At 70.9% G+C, this 25774-nt stretch carries 27 protein-coding genes; 12 read left to right on the forward strand and 15 right to left on the reverse strand.

Going from position 1 to position 25774, the window contains the following annotated elements; genetic code table 11:
• Window position 1 precedes the first annotated feature (1 nt).
• The 5 genes from AC3A3J_RS06020 to AC3A3J_RS06040 all read right to left on the reverse strand — a co-directional run bounded on the left by AC3A3J_RS06020 (window position 2) and on the right by AC3A3J_RS06040 (window position 3009).
• Window positions 2–646, reverse strand: a complete 645-nt coding sequence (locus tag AC3A3J_RS06020; protein ID WP_487671419.1) for a hypothetical protein — start codon at window positions 644–646, stop codon at window positions 2–4.
• A 108-nt stretch (window positions 647–754) separates the two neighbouring features.
• Entirely contained in the window at window positions 755–1522 is a 768-nt protein-coding gene (locus AC3A3J_RS06025) for an ABC transporter permease (RefSeq protein ID WP_487671420.1), read from the reverse strand.
• Entirely contained in the window at window positions 1519–2289 is a 771-nt protein-coding gene (locus AC3A3J_RS06030) for an ABC transporter ATP-binding protein (RefSeq protein WP_487671421.1), read from the reverse strand. The genes AC3A3J_RS06025 and AC3A3J_RS06030 overlap by 4 nt, the downstream gene beginning before the upstream one ends.
• Window positions 2286–2657 (reverse strand): DUF1048 domain-containing protein, encoded by a 372-nt coding sequence (locus AC3A3J_RS06035; RefSeq protein ID WP_487671422.1) that lies wholly within the window; start codon window positions 2655–2657, stop codon window positions 2286–2288. The genes AC3A3J_RS06030 and AC3A3J_RS06035 overlap by 4 nt, the downstream gene beginning before the upstream one ends.
• Window position 2658: 1 nt before the next feature.
• Entirely contained in the window at window positions 2659–3009 is a 351-nt protein-coding gene (locus tag AC3A3J_RS06040) for a PadR family transcriptional regulator (RefSeq protein WP_487671423.1), read from the reverse strand.
• 204 nt (window positions 3010–3213) lie between these two features.
• Between AC3A3J_RS06040 and AC3A3J_RS06045 the strand changes: the two genes are divergently transcribed.
• Window positions 3214–3663, forward strand: a complete 450-nt coding sequence (locus AC3A3J_RS06045) for a cytochrome C5 (protein ID WP_487671424.1) — start codon at window positions 3214–3216, stop codon at window positions 3661–3663.
• A 40-nt stretch (window positions 3664–3703) separates the two neighbouring features.
• On the opposite strand, the gene AC3A3J_RS06050 is transcribed toward AC3A3J_RS06045, so the two are convergent.
• The 5 genes from AC3A3J_RS06050 to AC3A3J_RS06070 form a co-directional block, all read right to left on the reverse strand.
• A complete protein-coding gene (locus tag AC3A3J_RS06050) occupies window positions 3704–4432 on the reverse strand; it encodes an SGNH/GDSL hydrolase family protein (protein WP_487671425.1) in 729 nt (242 codons plus the stop codon).
• 47 nt (window positions 4433–4479) lie between these two features.
• The gene (locus tag AC3A3J_RS06055) at window positions 4480–5481 is read right to left on the reverse strand and encodes a magnesium and cobalt transport protein CorA (RefSeq protein WP_487671426.1); all 1002 of its coding nucleotides are present in this window, start codon (window positions 5479–5481) and stop codon (window positions 4480–4482) included.
• Between the two features lie 260 nt (window positions 5482–5741).
• Entirely contained in the window at window positions 5742–6758 is a 1017-nt protein-coding gene (locus AC3A3J_RS06060) for a Gfo/Idh/MocA family protein (protein ID WP_487671427.1), read from the reverse strand.
• Complete coding sequence (locus AC3A3J_RS06065) at window positions 6755–7831, reverse strand: Gfo/Idh/MocA family protein (protein ID WP_487671428.1); 1077 nt, start codon at window positions 7829–7831, stop codon at window positions 6755–6757. Before AC3A3J_RS06065 ends, AC3A3J_RS06060 begins: the two co-directional genes overlap by 4 nt.
• Window positions 7828–9009, reverse strand: coding sequence for an ROK family protein (locus AC3A3J_RS06070; RefSeq protein ID WP_487671429.1), 1182 nt, complete (start codon window positions 9007–9009; stop codon window positions 7828–7830). Before AC3A3J_RS06070 ends, AC3A3J_RS06065 begins: the two co-directional genes overlap by 4 nt.
• A 189-nt stretch (window positions 9010–9198) precedes the next feature.
• On the opposite strand from AC3A3J_RS06070, the gene AC3A3J_RS06075 reads away from it, so the two are divergent.
• From AC3A3J_RS06075 to AC3A3J_RS06105, 7 genes are all read left to right on the forward strand, one after another.
• Complete coding sequence (locus AC3A3J_RS06075; RefSeq protein WP_487671430.1) at window positions 9199–10434, forward strand: ABC transporter substrate-binding protein; 1236 nt, start codon at window positions 9199–9201, stop codon at window positions 10432–10434.
• A gap of 58 nt (window positions 10435–10492) precedes the next feature.
• On the forward strand, window positions 10493–11398 hold the full coding sequence (locus tag AC3A3J_RS06080; protein WP_487671431.1) for a carbohydrate ABC transporter permease: 906 nt from the start codon (window positions 10493–10495) through the stop codon (window positions 11396–11398).
• A complete protein-coding gene (locus AC3A3J_RS06085) occupies window positions 11395–12309 on the forward strand; it encodes a carbohydrate ABC transporter permease (protein WP_487671432.1) in 915 nt (304 codons plus the stop codon). Before AC3A3J_RS06080 ends, AC3A3J_RS06085 begins: the two co-directional genes overlap by 4 nt.
• A gap of 19 nt (window positions 12310–12328) precedes the next feature.
• A complete protein-coding gene (locus AC3A3J_RS06090) occupies window positions 12329–13363 on the forward strand; it encodes an NAD-dependent epimerase/dehydratase family protein (protein ID WP_487671433.1) in 1035 nt (344 codons plus the stop codon).
• The gene (locus AC3A3J_RS06095) at window positions 13363–14448 is read left to right on the forward strand and encodes a dihydrodipicolinate synthase family protein (protein WP_487671434.1); all 1086 of its coding nucleotides are present in this window, start codon (window positions 13363–13365) and stop codon (window positions 14446–14448) included. The genes AC3A3J_RS06090 and AC3A3J_RS06095 overlap by 1 nt, the downstream gene beginning before the upstream one ends.
• Window positions 14445–15449, forward strand: coding sequence for a hydroxyacid dehydrogenase (locus AC3A3J_RS06100; RefSeq protein ID WP_487671435.1), 1005 nt, complete (start codon window positions 14445–14447; stop codon window positions 15447–15449). The genes AC3A3J_RS06095 and AC3A3J_RS06100 overlap by 4 nt, the downstream gene beginning before the upstream one ends.
• Window positions 15450–15548: 99 nt before the next feature.
• Window positions 15549–17705 carry a peptidase C14 gene (locus tag AC3A3J_RS06105; protein WP_487671436.1) on the forward strand — a complete coding sequence of 719 codons (2157 nt, stop codon included), beginning with the start codon at window positions 15549–15551 and terminating at the stop codon, window positions 17703–17705.
• 130 nt (window positions 17706–17835) lie between these two features.
• On the opposite strand, the gene AC3A3J_RS06110 is transcribed toward AC3A3J_RS06105, so the two are convergent.
• The 3 genes from AC3A3J_RS06110 to AC3A3J_RS06120 all read right to left on the reverse strand — a co-directional run bounded on the left by AC3A3J_RS06110 (window position 17836) and on the right by AC3A3J_RS06120 (window position 20141).
• Window positions 17836–18501 carry an SDR family oxidoreductase gene (locus AC3A3J_RS06110; RefSeq protein ID WP_487671437.1) on the reverse strand — a complete coding sequence of 222 codons (666 nt, stop codon included), beginning with the start codon at window positions 18499–18501 and terminating at the stop codon, window positions 17836–17838.
• 153 nt (window positions 18502–18654) lie between these two features.
• Window positions 18655–19488 carry an SDR family NAD(P)-dependent oxidoreductase gene (locus tag AC3A3J_RS06115; RefSeq protein WP_487671438.1) on the reverse strand — a complete coding sequence of 278 codons (834 nt, stop codon included), beginning with the start codon at window positions 19486–19488 and terminating at the stop codon, window positions 18655–18657.
• A complete protein-coding gene (locus tag AC3A3J_RS06120) occupies window positions 19485–20141 on the reverse strand; it encodes a GntR family transcriptional regulator (protein WP_487671439.1) in 657 nt (218 codons plus the stop codon). Before AC3A3J_RS06120 ends, AC3A3J_RS06115 begins: the two co-directional genes overlap by 4 nt.
• Window positions 20142–20366: 225 nt before the next feature.
• Here AC3A3J_RS06120 and AC3A3J_RS06125 point away from each other — a divergent pair, with 225 nt between their 5' ends.
• From AC3A3J_RS06125 to AC3A3J_RS06140, 4 genes are read left to right on the forward strand one after another with little or no spacing between them, the layout of a single operon-like run.
• Complete coding sequence (locus AC3A3J_RS06125; RefSeq protein ID WP_487671440.1) at window positions 20367–21851, forward strand: hypothetical protein; 1485 nt, start codon at window positions 20367–20369, stop codon at window positions 21849–21851.
• Window positions 21848–22603 (forward strand): SDR family NAD(P)-dependent oxidoreductase, encoded by a 756-nt coding sequence (locus AC3A3J_RS06130; RefSeq protein WP_487671441.1) that lies wholly within the window; start codon window positions 21848–21850, stop codon window positions 22601–22603. The genes AC3A3J_RS06125 and AC3A3J_RS06130 overlap by 4 nt, the downstream gene beginning before the upstream one ends.
• A complete protein-coding gene (locus AC3A3J_RS06135) occupies window positions 22600–23700 on the forward strand; it encodes an enolase C-terminal domain-like protein (protein ID WP_487671442.1) in 1101 nt (366 codons plus the stop codon). Before AC3A3J_RS06130 ends, AC3A3J_RS06135 begins: the two co-directional genes overlap by 4 nt.
• A 1-nt stretch (window position 23701) precedes the next feature.
• Window positions 23702–24499 (forward strand): SDR family NAD(P)-dependent oxidoreductase, encoded by a 798-nt coding sequence (locus tag AC3A3J_RS06140; RefSeq protein ID WP_487671443.1) that lies wholly within the window; start codon window positions 23702–23704, stop codon window positions 24497–24499.
• Here the strand turns inward: AC3A3J_RS06140 and AC3A3J_RS06145 are convergent.
• Both AC3A3J_RS06145 and AC3A3J_RS06150 read right to left on the reverse strand, forming a co-directional pair.
• The gene (locus AC3A3J_RS06145; protein ID WP_487671444.1) at window positions 24489–24830 is read right to left on the reverse strand and encodes a nuclear transport factor 2 family protein; all 342 of its coding nucleotides are present in this window, start codon (window positions 24828–24830) and stop codon (window positions 24489–24491) included. The genes AC3A3J_RS06140 and AC3A3J_RS06145 overlap by 11 nt on opposite strands.
• A complete protein-coding gene (locus AC3A3J_RS06150; protein WP_487671445.1) occupies window positions 24823–25572 on the reverse strand; it encodes an SDR family NAD(P)-dependent oxidoreductase in 750 nt (249 codons plus the stop codon). Before AC3A3J_RS06150 ends, AC3A3J_RS06145 begins: the two co-directional genes overlap by 8 nt.
• Window positions 25573–25774: the final 202 nt, after the last annotated feature.

Here is a 25774-nt window from a genome sequence, read left to right on the forward strand (position 1 = left end):
ATCAGGGACGGGCCGTGAATCGGTCTTTGAGCGCGGAACGCACCCTCGACCCGAGGGGCGGTCGTGCTGCGTCGACGGCGGGTCGGGTGGGCTTGGTCAGACGGGTGCCGAGGTCGGGGTCGAGGAGGACGTGCCAGTCGCCGAACGCCGGGCGGTCGAGCCAGTTGTTCGAGACGTCGACCTGATCCATCGAGAGTCGCTCGACGGTGGGGCGCGACTTGTCATTGATCGTGAGAAAGCCGGTGCCGTCGGGCTTCACGATCCCGTGCAGGATCGTGGTGGACTCGGACTGCCGGTAGTAGCGACGGTCATCGGGGTAGGTGTAGTCGAACATGTTTCCCACGAACAAACGGCCTTCCAGGTTTTGGAAATGCTCGATGCTCGAGATCGATCCGTGACGCGTGAGGCGGAAGACCTTGAACCCGGTCACCCCGCCTCCGAACGCCGTGATCACCCACGGGGTTGATGGCCGGGGCCGTTCATCCCGACGGCTGTAGACCTCGCCGGGCACGATGTCGCAGCGGATCACGCCTGCCTCGAGCCCGCCACGAGCTTCGGCTTCGGTGATCCAGGACTCGTCGGGCACGGGCGTATGGAGGCTGTAGTTCCACCGTCCGAGGTAGGCGTAGTCCTGAGAACCAGTCATGATCGCGGATTATAGTTCAGGAAGACTGCACGCGAAACAGCCCCGGCGGGCTGCTCCGAGACGGCTTCGCTCGGCTCCTTTCTGCGTCGTGTGCGGCGGCCGGCGCCCTCAGCGCACCTTCCGGCGGTAGGTCAGCATCGCGAACGCGTAGGCGACGACGAGGATGCCGACGCACCAGGCGAGGGCGACCCCGATCTCCGCCCCGACGGGTTCGACGGCGAACAGCGCCTGGATCGTGTTCACGATCGACGTGACCGGCTGATTCTCGGCGAACCACCGCACGGGGCCCGGCATGGTGTCGGTCGGCACGAAGGCCGAGCTGATGAACGGCAGGAAGATCAGCGGGTACGAGAACGCGCTCGCGCCGTCGACCGTCTTCGCGTTGAGGCCCGCGATGACCGCCAGCCACGTCAGCGCCAGGGTGAACAGCAGCAGGATGCCGATCACGGCGAGCCACGCCCCGATGCTCGCATCGGTGCGGAACCCCATCGCGAAGCCGACGCCGAAGATGATCGCCAGGGTGATGCCGTTCGCGACGAGCGAGGTGAGCACGTGCGCCCACAGCACGCTCGACCGCGCGATCGGCATGGAGTGGAAGCGGTCGAAGATGCCGCTCTGCAGATCGGTGAACAGGCGGAACGCCGTGTAGGCGATGCCGGAGGCGATGGCGATGAGCAGGATGCCCGGCAGCAGGTAGTTCACATAGTTCTGCTGCCCGGTGCTCTGCCGCAGCGCCCCACCGAAGACGTACACGAACAGGAGCATCAGTGCGATCGGTGTGACTGCGGTGGTGATGATGGTGTCGGCGCTGCGGAAGATGTGGCGCATCGACCGGCCGGTGAGGGTCGCCGTGTCGGCGAGGATGTGCGTGCTCATGCGGCGTCCTCCTTCGGGGTGTTCGGCCCGACGAGCGAGAGGAAGATCTCCTCCAGCGTGGGCTGCTTCTCGACGTACTCGACCGTCGCCGCGGGCAGCAGGGCCTTCAGGTCGGCGAGTGTGCCGTTCGCGATGATGCGACCCTCGTGCAGGATCGCGATGCGGTCGGCCAGGTGCTCGGCCTCGTCGAGGTACTGGGTGGTGAGCAGCACGGTGGTGCCGGCATCCGCCAATTCTTTGACGACCTGCCACACCTCGATCCGCGCCTCGGGGTCGAGTCCGGTGGTGGGTTCGTCGAGGTAGATGACGGCGGGGTTTCCGACGAGGCTCATGGCGATGTCGAGACGCCGCCGCATGCCGCCGGAGTAGGTGCCGGCCCGGCGCCCGCCGGCCCCCGTCAACCGGAATCGGGCGAGCAGATCGTCGGCGATCGCTCCCGCCCCGGGAAGGTGGCGCAGCTTCGCCACCAGCATCAGGTTCTCGCGACCGGTCAGGATCTCGTCGACGGCGGCGAACTGACCCGTCAGGCTGATCGCCTGGCGCACGGCGCGCGGGTCGCGCGACACGTCGGCTCCGTGCACCGTGGCTGTTCCGGCATCCGCCGCCAGCAGCGTCGAGAGGATGCGCACCATCGTCGTCTTGCCCGCCCCGTTCGAGCCGAGCAGGGCGAAGATCGAGCCTTCGTCGACGTCGAGGTCGACGCCCCGCAGCACCCGGAGGTCGCCATAGGACTTCTCGATGCCCCGGGCGCTGATCGCGGGGGTCATGATTCCTTCGCCTTCCCCGTCGCCTCGTCGACGGCCTGCACCAGCCGCGCGCGCTCCTTGTCGATCCACTGCCGACCGCTGTAGGCGCGGGCGAAGTTCTCGGCGAACTCGACCGGGTCGTCGCCGATCAGCGCATCGATCGGCGTGCCGTCGATCGCGGCGCGCTCCCACAGGTCGGCGAAGTCGGCGATCATCTGCACGAGGGTGTCGCCCTCGGTGATGCCCCCGAAGTACAGGAAGAACCGGTGGAAGGCATCCGCTGTGGCGGCGTAGGGCTGGGGCAGGGCGTCGAGCCGGGCCTTCGCCTGCTTGTACTGCTTCTTCTGTTCGAGCGAGCCGGTCAGGGCTTCGATCCATTTGGCGGCCATGTCAGTTCTCCTTGCTCGGGGTGTTCGCGGGGGTGGTGCGCACTTCTTCGATGCGCTGGGAGAGGAAGCTCCAGGTCTTCCAGAACTCGGCCAGCTCGGCGGTGCCCTGCGGGTTAAGGGAGTACACCTTGCGGGGCGGCCCCTTCTCGCTCGGCACCTTCTCGACGTCGACGAGGCCGCGCTGCTCGATCCGCACGAGGAGCGCGTAGATCGTGCCCTCGGCGATGTCGGTGAACCCGTGGTCGCGCAGACGCGCGGTGATGTCGTAGCCGTATGCCGGCTGTTCGCCGAGCAGGGCCAGCACGACGCCCTCCAGGGTGCCCTTGAGCATCTCGGTCATCTGCTTGCCCATAGAGATCGCCTCCGTCGCGTCGTCGGTACTCAGTGTCGCTGGGTACCGCTACAAAGTAACACTAGGTACTGGTACCTAGCAAGACCGAATACCGATCGCTTTTTCTCGCTCCCGTCGCACTTTCTGTCGCTCACGCGGCGAAGAAGCGACAGAAAGTGCGACGGGAACCGTGAACAGCCGGGCGGATTCGGGGAGGATGGAGGGATGACCTCTGCGCTCGACGACCTCTTGACCCGCGTGACCGAGAGCGGACTGCTCGATGACGCCGTCCCCGGAGACGGCCTGGTGCACGGACGCACCGAGCTCGAAGCGGCCGGCGTCGTCGTCGCCGTCGATCTGGACCCCGAAGGCGATGACGGAGACGCGGACCCCGCCGAGATCATCGACGGGCTGCGCCGCATCCTCTCCGTGTCGGAGCGGCGCTGGCGCGCGATCGTCGACGAGGCGGCCGGCGATATCGAGGATGCCGTCGGCGAGGTCGAGGTGACCGAGCAGCGGGACCTGCGCGACGACATGGAGGCGACAGCGATCGTCGTCTTCGCCGACGCGGTGCACGTGTCGTTCGCGGCGCCGAAGCAGTTCCCCGACTCGCGCATCCTCGTGCAGCTCGACGACGAGCTCGAGGTCACCGGAGTCGAGGTCGCCGACGCCTGAGCGCGGCGTCGAGGGGGTCGCCGACGCTGGGGCGCGGGCGTCAGCTGTAGATGCGCGCGGCGCCGACCTTCGCCTCGAGCAGCGGCAGGGTGCGCGAGCGCTCCGCGCGCGGGCGGATGCCGAGCACGCGCGCGAGTTCGAGCGCCATCGCCGCATGCCCGGCCGCGTTCGGGTGGAACGGGTCGCCCATCAGGCCCCACGGCACGCCCCCGGCACCGAGGTCGACGAGGTGTGCGTACTGGTCGACGAGGATGACGTCGTCGCTCGCGGCGACGGTGCGCACGGCATCCGCGAACTCCGCCACCCGGGCGCGTTCGGGCGCGTTCGCCACGTCGATCGGCGGCGGCGTCTGCAGCACCGGCACGGCGCCGAGCTCACGCACCCGCGCGACGAAGGTGCGCAGCGACGCCGCGTAGTCGTCGGGCGAGATGACCGGCTGCGGCCCGCCCGTCGACAGGTCGTTCGTGCCGATCATCAGCGTCACCACGTCGGGTCGCCACGACGACACCCGGCGGTCGAAGTCGCCGAGGATGTCGACGATGCGGTGCCCGCTGATCGCCGAGTTGATGACGATGTCGCGCACGCGCTCCAGCTCACCGCGGATCAGTTCGTGCAGGTGCTCGGCGTAGCTGCGCCCGCCCTGCGTGAACACCAGTCCGTGCGTGATCGAGTCGCCCGTGATGACCCAGGTCAGCGGGTCGGCGCCGGCGAGGCCGTCGGCGATGCGGGCGAGGTCGGATGCGGCGGTGGGGGCGGCGGTGTCTGACACGTCTCCGACCCTACCGGGGCCGCCGCCCTCGACCCGCCCCGCCCGCATCAGAGCCAGCGCTTGTACCGGAAGATGCCGTACAACGTCACCGCGAACGCCCCCATCGCGCCGAGGGCGAGCGGGTAGCCGAAGGCCCAGTGCAGCTCGGGCATGTGGTCGAAGTTCATGCCGTAGACGGTGCCGACGAGGGTGGGGGCGAAGATGATCGCCGCCCACGAGGAGATCTTCTTGATCTCGTCGTTCTGCGCGAGCCCCGCCTCGGAGTGCCGCCGCGCCACGAGCGCCGACTGCACGGTCAGGGCGTTCTCGAGGATCGAGCGGAACGAGTCGACTCGCTCGTTCACGCGGATCACGTGGTCGAGCACGTCGCGCAGCGACCGCTGCAGCTCCTCGTCGACGCGGTACTTGTCGCTTCCGCGGCGCAGCCACTCGAGCATCCCGCTGAGCGGATGCACCGCCCGCTGGAAGTTTATGACCTCGCGCGAGAGCTCGTAGATGCGACGGGAGAGGGCATCGTCGTCGCTGTCGCCGAAGAGCTGGTCCTCGATCTCGTCGATGTCGTTCTCGAGCCCGGCGACGATGGGCTCGTACTCGTCGACGACCTCGTCGAGGATTGCGTAGAGCACCGCCTCCGGTCCCTTCGCGAGCAGGTCGGGGTTCGCCTCCATGCGGCGGCGGACCGCCGAGAGGTTCGGCGACTCGGCGTGCCGGATGGTGACGACGAAGTCGGGGCCGATGAAGAGGTGCAGCTCGCCGAACACGATCGACTCCTGCTCATCGCGATACCGCGCGGGCCGCAGCACCGCGAAGAGCGTGTCGCCGTAGCGCTCGACCTTCGACCGCTGGTGCCCCGACAGGGCGTCTTCGACGGCGAGCGGATGCAGGTCGAACTCGCGAGCGACCGATTCGACCTCCTCGCGCTGCGGTCGGTACAGGCCGATCCAGGCGATGCCGCCGGTCGCGCCGAGGGTGCGGAAGGTGTCGTCGAGGTTCTTGAGCGTCTCGACGCGACGTCCGTCGACGTACACGCCGTTGTCGATGAGGGCCATGGCAGTGCTTCTTCTCTCGCAGGCGCACGCGGGCGGTTGGCCGGTGCGCGGATTCGTCAGGATGCGGGAGACGCCACCGACGGCTGCGGAGGTCGACGTGCGGACGCGGAGCGGATGCTCAACGCGCGAGCGCAGGGAGTCGCGACGCAGCGGAGGCGGCGTCGTAACTATCGTCGGACATCGCCCTCACCGCCTTCCCTGACTCCTCGGGCCGATCGACCCGAGGAGAGAGCCTACTCCCTCTCGCGGTGAGTGTGCTCTCAGAGCGCGACGACCTCGCCCCGGCGGGCGGCGGAGAGCTGCGCGGCCTTCACGATCTCGACGGTGCGGATGCCGACGCCCGCGTCGGGCTGAGGGCGGCGTCGCGTGCGCACGGCGTCGACGAACTCGGCGAGCAGCAGCGCGTCGAGGTCGGCGCCGATCGGGTCCCACGTCTCGCCCGCGGCGTCGTGCCCCGCCACGCCCTTCGCGAAGGGGCTGACGGTGATCGTGCCGCCTTCGGCGACCACCTGCAGCGTCAGGCCGCCCCAGGTCGCCGAGCTCATCGGCCAGCTCCACGAGCAGTCGATCGTCGCGATCACGCCGCTCGGGTACTGCAGTGTCACGAGTCCGCCGGTCTCGACGGCGAGGTCGCGCTGGCCGTGCAGGATGCCGTTCGACACCGCCCGCACCGACGCGGCGCGCTCGCCGAGCAGGTCGTCGAGAAGATCGGCGCAGTGCACCACATGATCGACCAGGGCGCCGCCGCCGGCGAGTTCGGGGTCGGTGAACCAGGCGCGCTCGGCGGGCAGCTTGCCGTTGTTGATGCCGGTGACGCCGAGCACGCGCCCGAGGCGGCCGCTGCGCAGCTCGGCGATCGCGTCGCGCACGGCGGGGGCGAACCGCACCGGGTAGGCGACCATGAGGATGACCCCCGCGGCCTCGCACGCGTCGCGCATGGCGACCGCGTCGTCGACCGAGGTCGCGAGCGGCTTCTCGCACAGCACGTGCACCCCGGCGGCGGCGGCACGTTCGACGAGGGCGCGGTGGCGGGAGTTCTCGGCGGCGATCACCACGGCGTCGGGCTGCCAGGCGAAGGCCTCGTCGTAGGTGTCGACGTAGGCGACGCCCAGCTCGGCGGCGAGGGCGGCCCCGCGCGGAGCGTCGTCGGGCGCGGTCGCCCCGTCGGGGTCGGCGGCGATCAGCTCGACGTCCGGCATGGCGGTGAGGGCGTGCACGTAGCTGAGGGCGTGCGTGTGGGCGAACGACAACACGGCGATGCGCAGGGGCGCGGTCATCGGGAGGCCTCCTCGGCGGCTGCCGCGGGAGCGGCGGGGGTGGAGGCCGCGACGGGCACGGGTCCTGAGGCCTGTTCGGTACCGTACGTCGACCTCGCGTCGACCTCGACCGGCGTTCCGGCGGCGATCGACGCGTACGCCGCCTCGGCCACGGCGACGGCGCGGATGCCGTCGACCGGCGCCACCCGGGCGTCGCGGCGTTCGCGGATCGCGGCGACGAAGTCGACGATCTCGGCGTAGTACGGGCTGTCCTGCGGCGACATCGGCGGCAGGTAGTCGGTGGCGCCGGGGTCGACCACGGCGTCGGTGCGGAGGGTGCGGTCCTCGGCGCTGTCGTAGCGCAAGCGCCCCTCCGATCCTGCGACTTCGACGCTGGTGCGGAACGGGATGCCGGGCAAACCCCAGCTGGCGTGGATGTGACTGATCACACCGCTCGCGTGGGTCAGCACGATCTGCGCGGTGACGGGCGCGGGCACGCGGTCGTCGACCGTCGGCGGGTTCTGCACGGCGAACACCTGCGTGACGTCGCCGGCGAACCACATCGCCTGGTCGATGTCGTGGATCGCGAGGTCGCGGATCACGCCCCCGCCCGCGCGCTCCGAGAAGAACCACGGGGTCTGCGGGGCGGAGCCCGCGCGGCTGAAGCGCTGCACGGCGAGGGTGCCGATGCGGCCGGCGTCGATTCCCTGTTTGATGCGCTCGTACTCGCCCATGTAGCGCACCACGTGGGCGGGGAAGAGGCGCACTCCCGCGGCTTCGGCGGCGCGCGCGACCTCGGCCGCGGCATCCGCCGTCGCCGCCAGCGGCTTCTCGCAGATGACGTCGCGGCCGCGGGCGATGGCCCGCAGGGCGAAGTCGGCGTGCGTGCTGCTGGGGGTGACGATGTCGACGAGGTCGACGCGTTCGATGAGGGTGTCGACGTCGGCGACCTGCACGAAGCCGTACTCCGCGGCGATCTCGTCGGCCCCGTCGAGGGAGGTGACGTAGCCCTCGACGCCGAGGGCGCGCCAGGCGTCGGCGTGCACGCGGGAGATGCCGCCCGCGCCGATGAGTCCGACCTTCAGGGTGCTCACTTCTCCTCCAGAGATGCGGATGCGGATGCGGATGCCGGCGCGGCGACCGCCGACAGCGGGGTGATGGGCGGCACGGGCATGTCGTCGATGCCGTACACGTCGGACGCGTGCCGCTGGAACGCGTGCACGACGGCGCCGTGCGCGGCGGCCTCGGCCCCGAGGCGCGCCTCGGCGATCGGCACCTGGAACGGCAGGCCGAGGTGGCGGGGGAGCGCCGCGCGCAACGGGTCGAGCAGTTGCTCGTGTGCGGCGGACAGGCCACCGCCGATGACGATCATGGCCGGATCGACGGTCATGGTGAGCGTGGCGATGCCGTGCGCGAGTTCGTCGATGAACGCGTCGAGCTCGTCGCGCGCCGCGGCGTCGCCCGCACGGGCCGCGGCGAACACCTCCGCGGCCGTCGGCGCGGTGCGCCACGAGATCTGCCCGGTGCCGGTGTCGAGTCCGCGGAAGGCCAGGCGTCCGATGTCGCCAGCGGCGTTGTGGATGCCCCGACGCGGGCGTCCGCCGAGGATGAGGCCCATCGAGATGCGGTTGCCGACCGAGAGGTAGATGACGTCGTCGACGAGCTGGGCGACGCCGAGGTGGTGCTCGGCGACCGCGGCGAGGCGCACGCCGTTGTCGACCGCGACCGGACATCCGAAGGCCTGGCGCAGCTGCGCCCCGATGTCGACGCCCGACCATTCCGGGATGACGACCGAGAGCGTGACCCGACCCGCGTCGTCGATGAGCCCGGGGAGCGAGACGCCCACGGCGCGGAGCCGCGACGCCGGGAGATCGGCGTCGGCGAGGGTGCGGCGCACGTGGTCGATGACCGCCTGCAGCTTGGCGGCCCCGTCGGCCTGCGCCTCGACGCCGGGGAAGGAGCGCTGGGCGACGACGCGGCCGGCGAGGTCGGCGAGGATCACGCGCACGCTCGCGACACCGATGTCGAGACCGACGACGGTGCCCGCGCCCGCGTGGAAGGCGTAGTGGCGCGCGGGGCGCCCCGCCCCCGACGCGCCGGGTGCGGGGGCGTCGGCGAGCAGACCCGACTCGCTCAGCACCGCGACGGCGTTCTCGACCGAGGTGCGCGAGATCTCGAGCGAGCGGGCGAGAGCGGCGACCGTCGCCGGTCCGCCGTCACGCAGTTGCAGGGCTGATCGCGCGACGATCGACAGGTGGCCCGGCACTCCCATGTGCAGTCCTCTCCTTGCTGACGTCGGCAGGTGCGATCAAATTAGCACACCGGATTCTCAGATCAAGGTCAACCATTTTCCGGCCGGAAACACGGGTGAAACAAATGGCTGCGAAGTTGTCCTTGACGAATTATCCCACCCTACTGTCATAATGAACCGTACTCAGCACGGTATGAGCAAAGGAGCACCATGCGCGTCAGCAAGACCACCGGCGTCGTCGCGGGATTCGCGACCGTCGCCCTCTTGGCCGGTTGTTCGGCCGGCGGCGGAGGTACCGCCGACGGCGAGCAGAACATCACCGTCTGGCTCTACCCCGTGATCGCCGACGAAGCGGCGCACAAGGAGTTCTGGGACTCGACGATCGAGGAGTTCGAGAAGGAGAACGACGGAGTCACCGTCGACTACGAGATCTTCCCGTGGGCGAACCGCGACGAGGCGCTGCAGACCGCGATCGCCGCCGGCAAGGGCCCGGACGTCGTCTACCTCATCCCCGACCAGCTCGCCGCGTACCAGAAGTCGATCGCCCCGCTGAACGACCTGCTCAGCGCGGAGCGGCAGGATGACCTGCTGCCCAACGTCAAGGAATCGGTCACGATCGACGGCGACATCCTCGGCTCACCTCTGCTGACGAGCGCTCAGCCGCTCATCTGCAACGCCGCCGCGTTCGAGGCCGCCGGCGTCACCGAGTACCCCGAGACGTGGGACGACATCGCCGAGATCGCGCCGGCGTTCACCGCCGCCGACATGTACGTGCTCAACTACCCGGCCTCGGCCGAGAACACGCTCAACCTCACCTTCTACCCGCTGCTGTGGCAGGCCGGCGGCCAGGTGTACGACGACGGCGCGGTCGGCTTCGACAGCAAGGCCGGCGAGGAGGCGCTGACGTTCATCAGCGACCTCGCCGCCGACGGCGCTCTCGACCCGGAGGCCCTCACCACGAACGTGCCGCTGGAGCAGACGGCGATCGCCCAGGGCAAGGTCGCCTGCACCTGGAACAACGCCGTGACCGAGGTCGCGCCGTTCTGGGGCGAGGAGAACGTCAAGGTGCTCGCGCCGCTCACCGACGAGGAGTCGGTCGCCTACGGCACGGTCGGATCGCTGTCGGTCCTGAAGGGATCGAAGGCGCAGGATGCGGCGGCGAAGTTCGCCGAGTACGCCACCAGCGCCGATGTCATCGAGCCCTACCTGAAGGCCGCCGGTTACTTCTCGGCCCTCAGCACCACCGAGCCGCTGTACGCCGACGACCCGCTGCTCGGCGAGGTCGAGAAGTATGTGCCCGACACGACCGTCGGCGAGCTCGACGGCAGCTCCCGCGCCCTCATGGGGGTGCTGGCGCCCGAGATCCAGGCGGCGCTGCTCGGCCAGAAGTCGCCCGCCGATGCGCTGAAGGATGCCGCGGCCGCCGCGGCTCCGCTGATCAAGTAGTCGTGCCGAGCGGGGGCGCACGCCCGTGCGCCCCCGCTCCCTTCTGTGAGGACCCCTGATGACGACGGCATCCACCGCTGAACGGCCCACGGGGCGCGTGGCGCGCGTGCTCGCCCGCCGGGAGGCGCGCGTCGCGTTCCTCTTCGTGCTCCCCGCCTTCCTGCTCTTCATCGCGTTCCGTTTCGGCCCGAGCATCGCCGGCGTCGCGCTGAGCTTCTTCGACTACGACATCTCGGGCGAGATCGCCTGGCGCGGACTCGACCACTTCCAGCGTCTCGTCGCCGACCCCCTGTTCTGGCGGGCGCTCGGCACCACGGTGACGTTCACGATCTTCGCCGTGCCGATCTCGCTGGTGCTCTCGACGGTCATGGCGCTCGGGGTGCGCCGGGCGTTCCGGGGCTCGCGGTTCTTCCGCTCGATCTTCTTCCTGCCGGTGATCACGTCGCTCGTGCTCGCGGGCAGCATCTTCGTCTGGATCTTCTCGAGCAACGGGCCGTGGTCGGCGATCATGAGCCCGCTCGGACTCGGCGGCTCGTGGCTGGGCAGCACGATCCTCGTCATCCCCGCGATCGTCGTCGTGGGTGTCTGGTCGCGGTTCGGCTACGGGATGATGATCATCATCGCGGCCGTGCAGGACGTGCCGCGCGAACTGGAGGAGGCGGCCCTCGTCGACGGGGCGAACGCCTGGAACCGATTCCGGTACATCATCCTCCCGTACCTGCGTCCGACCTTCTTCTTCCTCGCGGTGATCGAGACGACCGCGGCGTTCCAGGTGTTCGACGTCATCTACGTCATGACGCAGGGCGGACCGGCCAACGCCAGCTACTCGCTCGTCTACATGCTCTACGACCAGGGCTTCCGCTACTTCGACTACGGCTATGCCGCCGCCGTCGGGGTGGCCCTGTTCATCATGACCCTCGTGGTCGCCCTCATCCAGCGCCTCGTGATCGGAAAGCAGAAATGACCGCCCTGATCCAGCCGCCCACCCAGACGCCGCCCGCGACGGCCCCGAAGTCCGCCGCCCCCCGCGGCCGCACCCGCTCGTTCCGCGCCCTCGAGCCGACGCGTCTCGGCGTGGTCGTGCGCTGGGTGTGGCTGAGCATCGCCGGCATCCTCAGTTTCTTCCCGTTCTACGCGATGGTCGTGCTCAGCCTGAAGCCCGGCATGGTCGTCGAGCTGCCCGGTTCGCTGTCGCCCTTCAACGACATCTCTTTCGACTCGTACGCCCAGGTGCTCGGCGGCCAGAACATCCTCGTGTGGCTGTTCAACACCCTCGTCTACTCGCTGGTGTCGGTCGTCGCGGTGCTGTTCCTCTCGGCGCTCGCCGGATACGCCTTCGCGAAGAAGCGCTTCCGCGGCAAAGAGGTGATGTTCTGGTCGTTCCTCGCGATGGTGATGGTGCCGTTCCACGTCACCCTCATCCCGACGTTCATCCTCATGGCGAACCTCGGCGGCATCGACACCTACTGGGGCCTCATCCTGCCGACGCTCGCGAACGCGCAGGCCGTGTTCCTCATGCGCCAGTTCATCCAGGGGCTGCCGGACGAGCTGTTCGAGGCGGCGCGCATCGACGGTGCGGGCGAGTTCCGCATCTTCCTGCGCATCGTGCTGCCGCTGTGCAAGCCGATCCTCGCGACGCTCGGCATCTTCGTCTTCCTGTGGCACTGGAACGACTTCCTCTGGCCGCTCATCATCGCCAAGTCCAACTCGATGTTCACGCTGACCGTGGGCATTTCGTCGCTGCAGCAGCAGGACGTGCCGTTGAGCACCATGCTCGCGGGTTCGGTCGTCGCCCTCCTGCCCATCTTCCTCGCGTACCTGATCGCTCAGCGCTACGTGCAAGAGGGAGTCACGGGCACCGGGATCAAGGGCTGACAAGAAGGGAATGCACCACATGACATCGCACCGCTTCACCTCCGAGGCCGAGCTCGAGGAGGCGCTGGCCACGCCGAGCGCCGCGCTCGTCGACGATCTCGCCGCCGGTTCCGGCGACCTCGTGATCCTCGGGGCGGGCGGCAAGATGGGCCCGACCCTCGCGATGCTCGCCCGTCGCGGCCTCGACGCCGCCGGCCGGAAGGGCGACGCCGTCATCGCCGTCTCGCGCTTCGGCGACGCGGCGGTCCGCGAGCGCCTCGAGAGCGCGGGGGTGCGGGTGGTGCCGTTCGACCTCATCGAGAACGACGACCTCGCAGGGCTCCCGGATGCTCCGAACGTGGTGTTCATGGTGGGTGCGAAGTTCGGCGCCGCCACCAACGCGTCGTGGGCCTGGGAGGTCAACGCGGCACTGCCCGACCGGGTCGCCCGCCGCTACCGCGACAGCGCCATCTCGGTGCTGTCGACCGGCAACGTGTACCCGTTCGTGCCGGCCGCCTCGGGCGGGGCATCCGAAGAGGTCGCCCCCGCCCCGATCGGCGAGTACGCGCAGTCGTGCCTCGGCCGCGAGCGGGTGTTCGAGTTCGGGGCGCAGGAGCGCGGCACGAAGGTCGCCATCATCCGCCTCAACTACGCGATCGACCTGCGCTACGGCGTGCTCGCTGACATCGGCAGCGCCGTGCACGCCGGCGAACCCGTATCGGTGGCGACGGCCAACGTCAACGTCATCTGGCAGGGCTACGCGAACGAGGTCGTGCTGCGCAGCCTGAGCCACGCCTCGACCGACCCGTTCACGATCAACCTCACCGGCCCCGAGCTGCTGAGCGTCGAGTCGATCGCCCGCCGCTTCGGTGCGCTGCTCGACCGCGAGGTCACCCTGGTCGACGAGCCGCAGCCGACCGCGCTGCTCAGCGACGCCCGTCGGTGCATGGCGTTGTTCGGCTACCCCGAGGTGTCGGCCGAGACGCTCATCGAGCGGCAGGCCGAGTGGATCACGGCGGGACTGCCGATGATCGCCAAACCCACCAAGTGGGCCGTGCGGGACGGCAAGTTCTGATGGTCGCATCCGCCGCCCGCACCGCGACCGTTCCCGCTCTGCGCCCGGAGGCCGCGGTGACGCTCGCCCGCGGCGCCGTCATCCCCGCGCATCCGCTCGCCCTCACCGCCGACCGCCGGCTCGACGAGCGCCGTCAGCGGGCGTTGAGCCGCTACTACCTCGACGCGGGCGCCGGCGGCCTCGCCGTCGGGGTGCACACGACGCAGTTCGAGATCCGCGATCCGGAGCACGCGCTGTTCGAGCCGGTGCTCGCGCTCGCGGCCGAGGAGATGGATGCCCGCGACGACGCGAGCCTGGTGCGCATCGCCGGGGTCGCGGGCGACCTGACGCAGGCGGTGGCCGAGGCCGAGCTCGCCCGGTCTCTCGGCTACGACGCCGTGCTCGTGAGCCCCCGCGTCGCCGGAGCCGACGACCAGGCGCTGCTCGACCGCGCCCGTGCGGTGGGCGAGGTGCTGCCCGTCGTGGGGTTCTACCTGCAGACCGCGATCGGCGGGCCCGTGCTCGACCGCGAGTTCTGGCGCGAGTTCGCCGCCATCCCCGCGGTGGTCGCGGTCAAGGCGGCGCCGTTCGACCGCTACCGCACGCTCGAGCTCGTGCGCGGGGTCGCGGCGTCGGGGCGGGCCGACGAGATCGCCCTCTACACCGGCAACGACGACGCGATCGTCGCCGACCTGCTCTCGGAGTTCCACGTCGACGCGCCCGACGGCCCCCGCACGCTGCGATTCGTGGGCGGGCTGCTCGGGCAGTGGGCGGTGGGCACCCGCGCGGCGGTGGCACTGCTCGAGAAAGCGCAGCGTGCGATGGCGGGGGATGCCGCGGCGTACCGCGAGCTGGGCCTGATCGCGTCGGACATGGTCGACGTGAACCAGGCGGTGTTCGACCCGGGCAACGACTTCCACGGTGTCATCGCGGGTGTGCACGAGATGCTGCGCCAGCAGGGTCTGCTCGACGGCATCTGGTGCCTCGACCCCGACGAGGGGCTGTCGCCCGGGCAGGCCGACGAGATCGCCCGCGTGCGTCGGGCGTACCCGGCGCTCAACGACGACGCGTTCATCGCGGCGCACCGCGAGGCCTGGCTGGCATGAGCGCGTCGCCGGGCGGGCCCTCGATCGTCGCCGTCGTACCGACGCCGCTGTTCGCCGAGTTCTTCTCGCCGGCCGACGCCGACCGCCTCGCCGCTGCGGCCGAGCGGCTCGGCGGGTCGTTCACGCGCGTCGACCGGCTGACGGATGCCCCTCTCGACCAGGCCCGCGTCGTCGTCACGAGCTGGGGTGTCGGTCCGTTCGATGCGCCGACGCTCGACGCCCTCCCGCAGCTCGCGCTCGTGGCGCACACGGGTGCCTCGGTCAAGGCGTTCGCGACCGACGAGCTGTTCGACCGCGGCATCCGCGTGACCCAGGCGGGCGCCGGCATGGCGCGCTCGGTCGCCGAGGTGTCGTTGACCTTCACCCTCGCGCTGCTGCACCGGGTGCCCGAGCTGCACAACGGGCTGCGCGACGGCGGCTGGTACGAGGGCGTGGGTGCGCAGCACGAGATCCTCGACGCTCCGATCGCGGTGATCGGCGCCTCGCGCACGGGGCGCGCGTACCTCGACCTCATCCGGGCGCTCGGTGCCCGCGCGCTGCTCGTCGATCCCACGCTCGACGCGGCCGCGGCATCCGCCCTCAGCGCCGATCTGGTGCCGCTCGACACCGCCCTCGCCCAGGCGCGCATCGTGGCCGTGCACGCGCCCACGCTGCCCGAGACCCGCCATCTGATCGGTCGGCGCGAACTCGCCCTCATGCCCGACGGTGCAGGACTGGTCAACACCGCCCGCTCGTGGCTCGTCGACGAGGCCGCGCTCATCGACGAGGTGCGCTCGGGGCGGCTCAGCGCGGCCGTCGACGTGTTCGACGAAGAGCCGTTCGGGCCCGAACATCCGCTGCGCGCCCTCCGCGGCGCGCTGCTCACTCCGCACCGCGCCGCCGGAACGACCGAGGGGCGCCTGCGGCAGGGGCGCATCGTCGCCGACGAGATCGACGCGTTCGCCGCCGGCCAGGCTCTGGCGCATCTCGTCGACCGTGCACAGCTCGCGTCGATGGCATGAGCGGCAGCACCGCGGGAGACCGCACGAACTGACCCACGTCGCGTGACGACCATCCGGCCGCACGCCCGATCACGGCTTAGGTGCCGCATGGAGGTAGAGATGACGATCACGAACGACGACAGCACGACCCCGGCCGGACTCCGCAGCAGGCGCATGCTGCTCGCGGGCTTCGGGGCGGCAGCGGCGGGCGGCCTGGCCGCGGTCGCGATGCAGTCTCCCGCCCAGGCATCCGGTCCGGTGGCCCCGATGGCGGCGGCCGGCTCGAAAGACGTCGGCAACGCCGGTCTGGCGACCGACCTCGCGTCGATCAAGGGCAAGGCCGGCGACCTGATGCGCACCTCCGGCTACGCGGCACCCGGTGACGGAGGCGACGGGCTCTACCGTTTCGTGAAAGACGCGGCTCCGGCGGTGAACGGCGGCACCGTGCTCGCCGCCCGCAAGGAGGGCGTCTGGGTGCTCGTGCACCAGGGCGTCGTCGACTTCCGCGCCTTCGGCATCTTCGGGGCGAACGTCAACGCCGACGATGCCCTCGACGCGATGGTGAACGACCCGACGATCCACCGGATCGAGGCGCACACCGACCTCAACTTCGTGCGTCGCCACACGTTCTCGCGCTCGAACATCGCATTCGACTTCGGCGGGCACCTCATGACGACCGAGGGCATCGAGAACGCCGGGAAGGACGACCCCTTCGCCGCGGTCATGTTCTTCCGCGGCGAGGTGACGGATGCCGTGCAGCAGGCGCGGCTCGGTGAGGACGTGCCCGACCTGCGCGACGTGTTCCCCGTGGCCGATTCGTCGTTCTTCACGGTGGGCGACTGGTACGCCGCCGAGGTCGACGCGCTCAGCGGCCGGTGGGAGCGGGAACTGCAGCGGCTCGTGCAGGTGACGCAGATCGTCGACGGCACGCACATCCGCATCAACTACAAGAACGGGTGGCCGCTGGGCAAGGACCGCACCATGACGTGGCGGCGCGTGGTGCCCGTGCAGGACGTGTCGGTGTCGAACCTGAAGTTCCTCGGGAAGGGGACGGACGAGTACACCGGGTCGCACCCGCTCGCCTTCGAGTACGCGGTGCGCTGCGACGTCGACCACATCGACGGCACCGGCACCTTCTGGCCGCTGATCCAGCGCCGCTGGAACACCTACTTCTCGACCACCGAGTGCACGCTGAAGAACCCCACGTCGGTCACCTGGGGCGGCGCCGGGTACCTCACGCAGCAGATCTACTGCCTGTACGGCTACATCGCCAACTGCCACACCGCCAACGCCCGGCACCTCAACGACTTCACCGCGAGCGCCTACTGCCTGGTCGAGAACTGCCATGGCGACGGCGACGACCAGGGGCCCTTCGTCACGCACGGCCAGTACGAGCACGACCTCACCTACACGGGCAACTCGGGACTCATGACGTTCGCGAACTCGGGCGCGGCGTGGGGGTCGGCGGCCAAGCGCATCACGGTGCGCAAGCACGTGTGCTCGTGGTTCGTGGCGCGCGTGCGGATCACCGACCTCACCCTCGAAGACGTGCAGGTCATCGGCAAGCCGACTCTCGCGGGCTCGGGAATGCTGTGGATCAACGCCGACGGGGCGCAGCTGCGCGGGTGCACCGCATCCGACACGCTCATCATCACCCAGCAGTCGGATGCCTCGTCGCGCCCGAACATCATCGAGGGGTCGCACTTCACGTTCGTCGCGGCGGGCGGCGAGCTCACCGCCGCGAACGTCACCACGCCGGTGACCTTCGTCGACACCGTGCTCACCGGCGTGGGCGGGCTGAAGATCACCGGGCCCGGCGCCGTCACCTTCCGCGGGTCGACCCTCACCGGCCCCGACGACGCGGCCCCGATGCCGGTGTCGTCTGCACGGCTGCGCATCGAGGGGTCGACCCTGCGCAACGCGCGCATCGCGGCCGCACGCGGCGAGCGCCAAGCCGTCGAGATCGCCGGGTCGGAGGTCGTGAACGTCGGCGGCACGGGCCTCGCCCGCACGGGATCGGGCGAGCTGCATGTAGCGCTGTCGGACAGCACGTTCCGCGCCGAAGGGTCGGCGACCCACGTGTCGATCAAGACGGGCGCCACGCACTACCGCGCGGTCGGCAACCGATTCGAGGGCGGTGCGATCGAGCTCGCCGACGGCGCGTTCGGATCGTCGTCGACGCTCGTGCACACGGCCAACGTCGAGTCGGGCGTCACGCGCACCGCGTTCCCCGCCGCGGGCGACCGCGTGGTCGACACCGCGAACATCGCGGTCTGAGTCGGCGGCGGGCAGGCGCGCGGTGCGGAGGAGATCTCACGCTATGGAGGAGCGGATGCGGCATCCGCTCCTCCGCTCCGCGTGTTCTCCTTCGCAGCGGGTGCGAGGCGGCCGCCCAGTGAGCGATGGATCAGTAGCGGGCCGAGAATCCACCGTCAGTGTGCAGCAGCTGCCCGGTGATCCAGCGGCCTTCGGGGGAGACCAGGAACGACGTGATCCCGGCGATGTCGCGGGGCGTGCCGGCGCGGCCGAGCGGATGCATCGGAGTCAGCGCATCACGGATCTCGTCGTTCATCCATCCGGTGTCGATGGGGCCCGGATTGACGACGTTCGCCGAGATGCTCCGGGACCCGAGTTCGCGCGCCGCCGAGATCACGATGCGGTCGAGCGCTCCCTTCGAGGCGCCGTAGGGCAGATTGCCCGTGGTGTGGTCGCTCGTGAAGGCCACGATCGCGCCGCCGTCCGTGCCGACCTGCCGCGCGAACGCCGCAATGAGCAGCAGGCTGGCGCGCGCGTTCACTGCGACGTGACGATCGAAGCTCTCGGCGGTGGTGTCGAGGATGCCCGATTCGACGCCGTGAGCGTGGCTCAGGACCAGCGCCGAGACCTCGCCGTGTTCGCGGCGCACGCGCTCGACGAGTGCAGCGGGGCCGTCGGGGTCGGAGAGATCGGCCGGGTAGTCTCCGGCATCGAGGTCGCTGGTGACGACGGACCAGCCGTCGGTGCGCAGCCGCGGCACGATGCCCGCGGCGATGCTGTTCGGGCGCGCGGCTCCGGTGACGAGTGCGAGGGGCATGCGGGAAGGGTACCGAAGTCCTCGCGCGCGGTGCGGAGGAGATCTCACGCTATGGAGGAGTGGATGCGGCATCCGCTCCTCCGCTCCGCGTGTTCTCCTTCGCAGCGGGCGCGGCAGCGGATGCAGGTGCGGGTGCGGGCGCGCGAGCGCTGCCTACAGGCGCACGAGCTCGGCGCTGCGCTGCCAGAGGGCCTCGGCGAGGGCGGGGTCGTCGGCCTGCGGGTTCACCTTCGACGAGAGGGTGCGCTCGTCGTAGTAGGCGCCCGAGAACCACGTGTCGCCGGGGGTGCCCTCGATGAACCAGCGCAGGATGGCGCCGCCCTCGTCGGTGCTCGTCAGCAGCAGCTTGCCGAGGAAGCTGCGATACACGAGCCGCATGATGCTCGACGAGTCCGACGCGAAGTTCGTCTGCACGGTGCCGGGGTGGAAGGCGACGGCGCTGAGGCCGTCGTCGTGGAACTTCTCGTGCAGGCTGCGGGTGAACAGCACGTTCGCGAGCTTGGCGTCGCCGTAGGCCTTGTTCGCACTGAACTTCTTCGCGTTGTCGAGATCGTCGACGTCGATGTGCCCGAAGAGGCGATGGCCCACGCTCGACGTGTTGATGACGGATGCCCGCGACGCGAGCAGCTTCGGCAGCAGCAGGTTCGTGAGCAGGAACGGGGCCAGGTGGTTGACCTGGATGGTCTTCTCGTAGCCGTCGACGGTCGGGGTGCGGTCGCCGAAGATACCGCCGGCGTTGTTCGCCAGCACGTCGAGCGTGCCGTCGCCGACGGCGTCGGTGAGTTGCTGGGCGAGCGTGCGCACGTCGTCGAGGCGCGCGAAGTCGGCGGTGAAGTGCTCGGCGCCGGCCGCCTCGGCGACCGCGCGGGTCTTCTCGGGCGAGCGGCCGACGAGGATCAGGCGAGCACCCGATGCGGCGAGCTGACGGGCCGCGGCGGCGCCGATCCCGTCGGACGCTCCGGTGATCACGATGGTGCGGTCGGTCATGCGGATGCTCCTGCCGGGGTGATGCGCGCGGCCGCGCGGGTGATGTGCGCGGCGACGACGGTGCGCGCCCGCTCGGGGTCGCCGCTCGCGAGGGCGTCGACGATCTCCTGGTGGCTCTGCACGTGCTGCTGCTGCTCGTCGGGTTCGAGTGCGGCGTTCGCGGCGCGGAGGAACCCGGCGACGCGCCCGCGCAGCTGCGCGCTCACCTCGTCGAGGAACCGGTGCTCGGCCAGATCGGCGAGCGCCTCGTGGAACAGCCGGTCCTGCCGCAGCACCTCGTCGATGTCGCCCGGGGCGGCGGCGCCCATCGCGGTGACGATCGACTCGAGGCGCGCCGCGGCATCCGCGTTCCACCGCTCCTGCACCCGCAGAGCCATGAACTGCTCCAACACGATGCGCAGGCTCGAGATCTCGTCGAGGTCCTGCGCCGTGAGTTCGGCGACGCGCGCTCCGCGGCGCGGTTCCCGCACGATCAACCGCTCTTCGGCGAGCCGTGTGAGCGCCTCGCGCACGGGGATGTGGCTCACGCCGAGGCGATCGGCGAGCGTGCGTTCGACCAGGCGTTCGCCGGGGGCGAGCTCACCCGACTGGATCGCCGAGCGCAGCTCGTCGGCGACCTGTTCGGCGATGTTGCGATCCGACACGGTGCGCATGGATGGGCCCTCTCCGAGTGCGTCACACCCGGCGGGGATCGGGATGCCGGTGGTGCACGCTCGCACCGATGCTATGGCATCCTCCTCCCGGTTCGGCGGCGTCGCCGGCACCCGTTCCGAAGCTGTCACCCCGGGCCGCTCCGCGCGCGTCCGCTGCTCCCCCTCCGGAGGCGTCGCCACCGGTCACTCCTCAGCCCACTCCGACATCGACCCCGAGGAGCACCCATGACGTCCGCCACCCGCATCGGCGACCGCATCCGCGTGCCGCGCAGCGTCGTGTCGATCGGGGTCGCGCGCCGCGACATCACACCGCCCACCGGCATCCGCGCGAAGAACTGGGGGCCGGCCGACTGGGAGCGCTCCGAGGGCGCGCACCGGCCGTTCACCCTCACCGCCCTCGCACTCATCGGCGGCGACGACCGCCCGCGCGTGCTGCTCGCCGCCGACGGCACCTGGTGGCGGCGGGTCGCCGACGAGCGCGGCGTGCGCACCGCCATCCTCGACGGACTGGGCCTCGACCCCGACCAGCTGCTCGTCTCGCTCTCGCACACCCACGCGGGCGCGGTGCTGTGCGCGGCCGACGCTCACCTGCCCGGCGGCGAGCTGATCCCCGGGTACCTCGACGCTCTCGCGGCCGCCGGTGTCGCCGCGGGCCGCGAGGCGCTGGCCGCAGCCCGTCCGGGACTCATCGAATGGACGACCGGACGGTGCACGCTCGCCGCCGAGCGCGAACTCGACCTCGACGGCCGCGCGCTCGTCGGCTACAACCCCGCGGGCGCCGCCGACGACACCGTCACCATCGGGCGCCTCAGCATCGACGGCGCGGTGTGCGCGACCCTCGTGAACTACGCCTGCCACCCGACGACCCTGGCGTGGCAGAACCGCAAGGTGTCGCCCGACTACGTGGGGGCGATGCGCGAGGTGGTCGAGGACGCCACCGGCGCGCCGTGCCTCTTCGTGCAGGGGGCCTCGGGCGAACTCGCGCCGCGCGAGCAGTACACCGGCGACGTCGCGGTCGCCGATCGGCACGGCCGCTCGCTCGGGCACGCCGTACTCGCGGCCATCGATGCGCTGCCCGCCCCGGGCCTCGAGCTCACCCTCGATCGCGTGGTCGAGTCGGGTGCGCCGCTCGCGGTGTGGGCGGGGCGGCCGGTCGCGGGATCCTCCGTGACGGCCTCCTCCGGGGCGGGCGATTCCACCGCGGCCCCTCCCGCGGTGTCCGCGACAGCCGCGGCGATCCTGTCGGAGGTCGAGCTGCCCCTGCGCGATCTGCCCACTCTCGACGAGCTGGCCGAGGAGTGGGCCGACATCGATGCGCGCTCCCGCGACGAGCGCCTCGGCCGGGCCCGGAACCTCCGCGAGGACTACATCGACGGCCCCGCCGTCGCGCACCCCGTGTGGGTGTGGCGGTTCGGGGACGCCGTGTTCGTCGCGCATCCCGGCGAGGCGTACTCCCGGCTGCAGACCGCTCTGCGGGGCCGCTTCCCCGGCATCCCGATCGTGGTCATGAACCTGACCAACGGTCCCGGCTTCGTCTACCTCCCCACCGCCGAGGCCTACGACCGCGGTGCGTACCAGGCGTGGCAGACGCCGCTCGCGCCGGGAGCCCTCGACCTGCTCATCGCCCACGCGGCGGAGAGGCTGGCGGCCGTGCTCGCCGACCCGCCCGCATCCGCCCTCACCCTCACCCCCACGCAAGGAGAAGCATGACCCGCCTCGTCGCCATCGTCACCGGAGGATCCGCCGGCATCGGCTGGGAGATCGGACAGCGCCTCGCCGCCGACGGCTACCTCGTCGTCGCGGCCGATCGCGTTCCCGGACTGACCGTGGGCGAGAACCCGGCGGGCATCCTGTGGCGCGAGCTCGACGTGACCGATCACGCCGCCGTGGACCGCGTGTTCGGCGAGATCGAAGACGACCTCGGGCCCATCGAGGTGCTCGTGAACAACGCCGGTATTCAGCGACATCGCGGCCTCGAAGACCTCACGTTCGACGAGTGGTCGACGGTCGTCGACGTCAACCTGCACGGCGTGTTCTCGGCCCTGCAGGCCGCCGGACGACGGATGCTCGCGCGCGGCGAAGGCCGCATCGTGAACATCTCGTCGATCTCGTCGCGGGGCTCGGCCGGGCGTGCGCCGTACGCCACGACGAAGGCGGCCGTGATCGGTCTCACGTCGACCGCCGGCGCCGAGTGGGCGGCGCGCGGCGTGCGGGTCAACGCGGTGGCGCCGGGCTACGTCGACACCGGGGTGTTCCGGCAGGGCGTCGAGCAGGGCACGCTCAGCCTCGACACGATCCTGTCGCGCATCCCCGCGCAGCGCCTGGCCGAGGCGAGCGAGATCGCCGCCGCGGTCAGCTTCCTCGTCTCCGAGGAGTCGCGGTACATGAACGGCCAGACCCTCTACGTCGACGGCGGCTTCATGGTCGACTACGGCGTGCCGCTCGCGAAGAGGCCCGCATGACCCGCGCATCGGGCGGTGTGATCGCCACGGTCGAGACGGCGACGGCGGTGCTGCCGCTGCCCGCGCCGCTGCACCTCGGGGCGATGACGGTGACCCGGCGCGAGTACAGCGCGGTGCAGGTGACCGATGCCGACGGCATCCGGGGCGTGGCGTACTGCCTGTCGCGCGAGGCGCCGATGGCCGAGATCGTCGACCGTCTCGTCGCTCCGCACGCCCGCGGAGCCGACGCCGACGATCCGGCGACGACGTGGGAGCGGATGCTGCGCGGCACCGCGATCGTCGGACGGGTCGGTCTCGTGCGCCGGGCGATCGGCCTGGTCGATATCGCCCTGTGGGACGTCGCGGCCCGGCGCGCAGGGGTGCCGCTGTGGCGCATGCTCGGCACCGGCGACGCCCCCCGCGAGGCGATGCTCGTCGCGGCGTACCCGTCGGCCACGCACACGCCGCGTGAGGTCGCCGACGAGGTGCTCGCGCAGGCCGCCGGCTGGGCGCAGGTGAAGATCTCGCGCCTGCCCGACCCGTCGTACATGCGCGAACTGCTGACGATCCTGGGGGCGGAGCTGCCGTCGACGACCGGTCTCGTGGTCGACGTCGGGTTCGGGTGGCGCGACGCCGACGAGGCGCTCGCCGAGATCGCGCAGTGGGGCTCGCCGCGCCTCGCGTGGCTCGAAGATCCGCTGCTGCCCGAAGACGCGGAGGGGTGCGCGCGCATCCGCCGGGAGAGCGGGCTTCGGGTCTCGGTCGGTGACGAGGTGACCGACCCCGCGGTGCTGCGGGCGCTCGTCGAGGTCGGGGGCGTCGACGTGCTGCGACTCGACGTCGTCGCGATCGGCGGGGTGACGCCGGCGCGCGAGGTGACCGCCTGGGCGGCGGAGCGGGGCGTGCCCGTGTCGGGACACGTGTACCCCGAGGTCACGACGCACCTCGGCATCGGCGTCGAGACCTTCGCCCGCGGGGGGAACCCGTACGACCCGGCGCCGTCGTTCGTCGTCGGCGGTCCGTCGTTCACGGGCGAGGTGAGGCCCGCGGATGCGCCGGGGCTGGGCTTCACGCTCGACCCGAGCGTGTTCGAGTTCGCGTCGCCGGGAGGGAACTGAGATGGGTGGAGCAGGACGCAGCGTCGTCGTCACGGGCAGCGGCAAGGGCATCGGACGGGCGATCGCCGAACGGCTCACAGCCGACGGATGGATCGTCGTCGGGCTCGAACGCTCGCCGGGGTCGGGCACGGTGGAGCACGGGGTGGTCGCCGAGGTCGTGCTCGGCGACGCCGCCGACCGCGCCGCGCACGAGCGGGCGGCCGCGGCGGCGCGCGCTCGGGCGCCCCTGGCCGGGTGGGTGAACAACGCCGGCATCACGAAGCGCACCCCGCTGCACGAGCTCGACGAGACGGTGGTGCGCGAGGTGCTCGACATCAACGGCTTCGGATACCTGTGGGGGTGCGCGACCGCCGTGCAGGCGTTCGTGGATCAGGGCGTGCCGGGGGCGATCGTGAACGTCGGATCGATTCACGGGAGGGCGTCGTTCGTCGACCATGCCGCCTACGAGTTCACCAAGGGCGGCATCGACGCGCTGAGTCGCAGTGTCGCCGTGAGCTACGGCGGCCTCGGCATCCGTGCGAACACGGTCGCGCCGGGAGGGGTGCGCACGCCGCACCTCGAGGCGCAGATCGCCGCATCCGACGACCCCGCCGCCGCCGAGCGCGCGCTCGCCGAGGGCCCGCCGATGGGGCGCATCGCCCGCGCCGAGGAAGTCGCCGCGGTGGCCGCCTTCCTGCTGTCGGACGAGGCGCCGTACCTGTCGGGGCAGTCGATCGCCGTCGACGGGGCGTGGACAGCGTCGTTCGGAGACGTCGCGCTCGATCCCGCGCTGCGTGCCCGCTTCGGCGCTAGGCCTTGAGCATGGAGGCGCGGGCGATCAGGCCGTCCACCACGTCGAAGGTCGCGATCGTCTCGGTGGCGGCACCGGCGTTGATCACCTGCTCCTGCGCGACGACCCACCGGTCGCCGAACAGCACGATCCGGTCGATCACGCACGAGAGCTCGGGATTCTGCAGGCGGGGCTCGTAGAACGCCCGGATCGCCTGCGACCCCACGAGAGGTTCGGACGAGACGCCGGTGATCACGGCATCCGGTGCGTACGTCGCGACGAAGGCGTCGAGGTCGTGCGCGTTGAACGCGTCGAGCTGCTCCTGCACGGTCTGCTCGGCGGTGCGGATGCTGTCAGTCAATGCGAACTCCTCCGTTGACGTCGTATGTGGCGCCGGTGATGAACCCGGCGCGCGGCGAGGCGAGCGAGGCGATGATCCATGCGACGTCGGCCGGCTGCCCGAACGCGCCGAGCGGGATCGACGCTTCGAGCTTCGTGCGCCCCTCGCCCTGCAGCTGATCGGTGATCGCGCTCGCGACCGGCCCGGGCGTCACGGCGTTCACGCGGATGCCCTCGGGGGCGAGGTGCCGGGCGAAGCTGCGGGTCAGCGCGAGGATCGCGCCCTTGCTCGCGGCGTAGTGCAGACCGGTCTGCAGAGCACCGACCTGCCCGGCGATCGACGAGAGGTTGATGATGCTGCGATCGCCCGAGGCGGCGCGCAGCAACGGCAGCGAGCCGCGCGTCAGCAGGAACGTGCCGCGCACGTTGGTCTCGAGCACCCCGTCCCACTCCTCGATGTCGATCTCGTCGAAGGGGGTGTACGGGCAAACGCCGCCGTTGTTGACCAGCACGTGCAGCTCGCCCCAGGCATCCGTCATCTCGGCGACGAGGGCGTCGATCGAGGCCGGGTCGCGCAGGTCGAGCCGCGAGACCCGCACGTCGGATGCTCCGGCCCGCCGGCACTCCTCCGCGACGCGGGCCGCTTCGGCCTCACGTCCGGCGTAGGTGAGCCACACGTCGAGTCCCTCGCGGGCGAGTTCGAGGGCGGCGGCGGTGCCGATTCCGGAGCTGGCTCCCGTGATGAGCGCGCGGCGGTGGGTCATCCCTAAACGCTATAGCAAACCTCCACCCACCGCATCCGCCCCCAGCCCCCAGCCCGCCCCGCCGGTTCGTCCCCGCACCCCATCCGCCGTTCCCGTCGCACTTTCTGTCGCCTGGAGGCGGCCGAGGCGACAGAAAATGCGACGGGAGCAGCCGGTGCCCCGGGCGCAGGGAGGCGGAAAACAATGCCGCACGTCCTAGACT

The organism is Microbacterium sp. Soil_N32, from assembly GCF_057655505.1.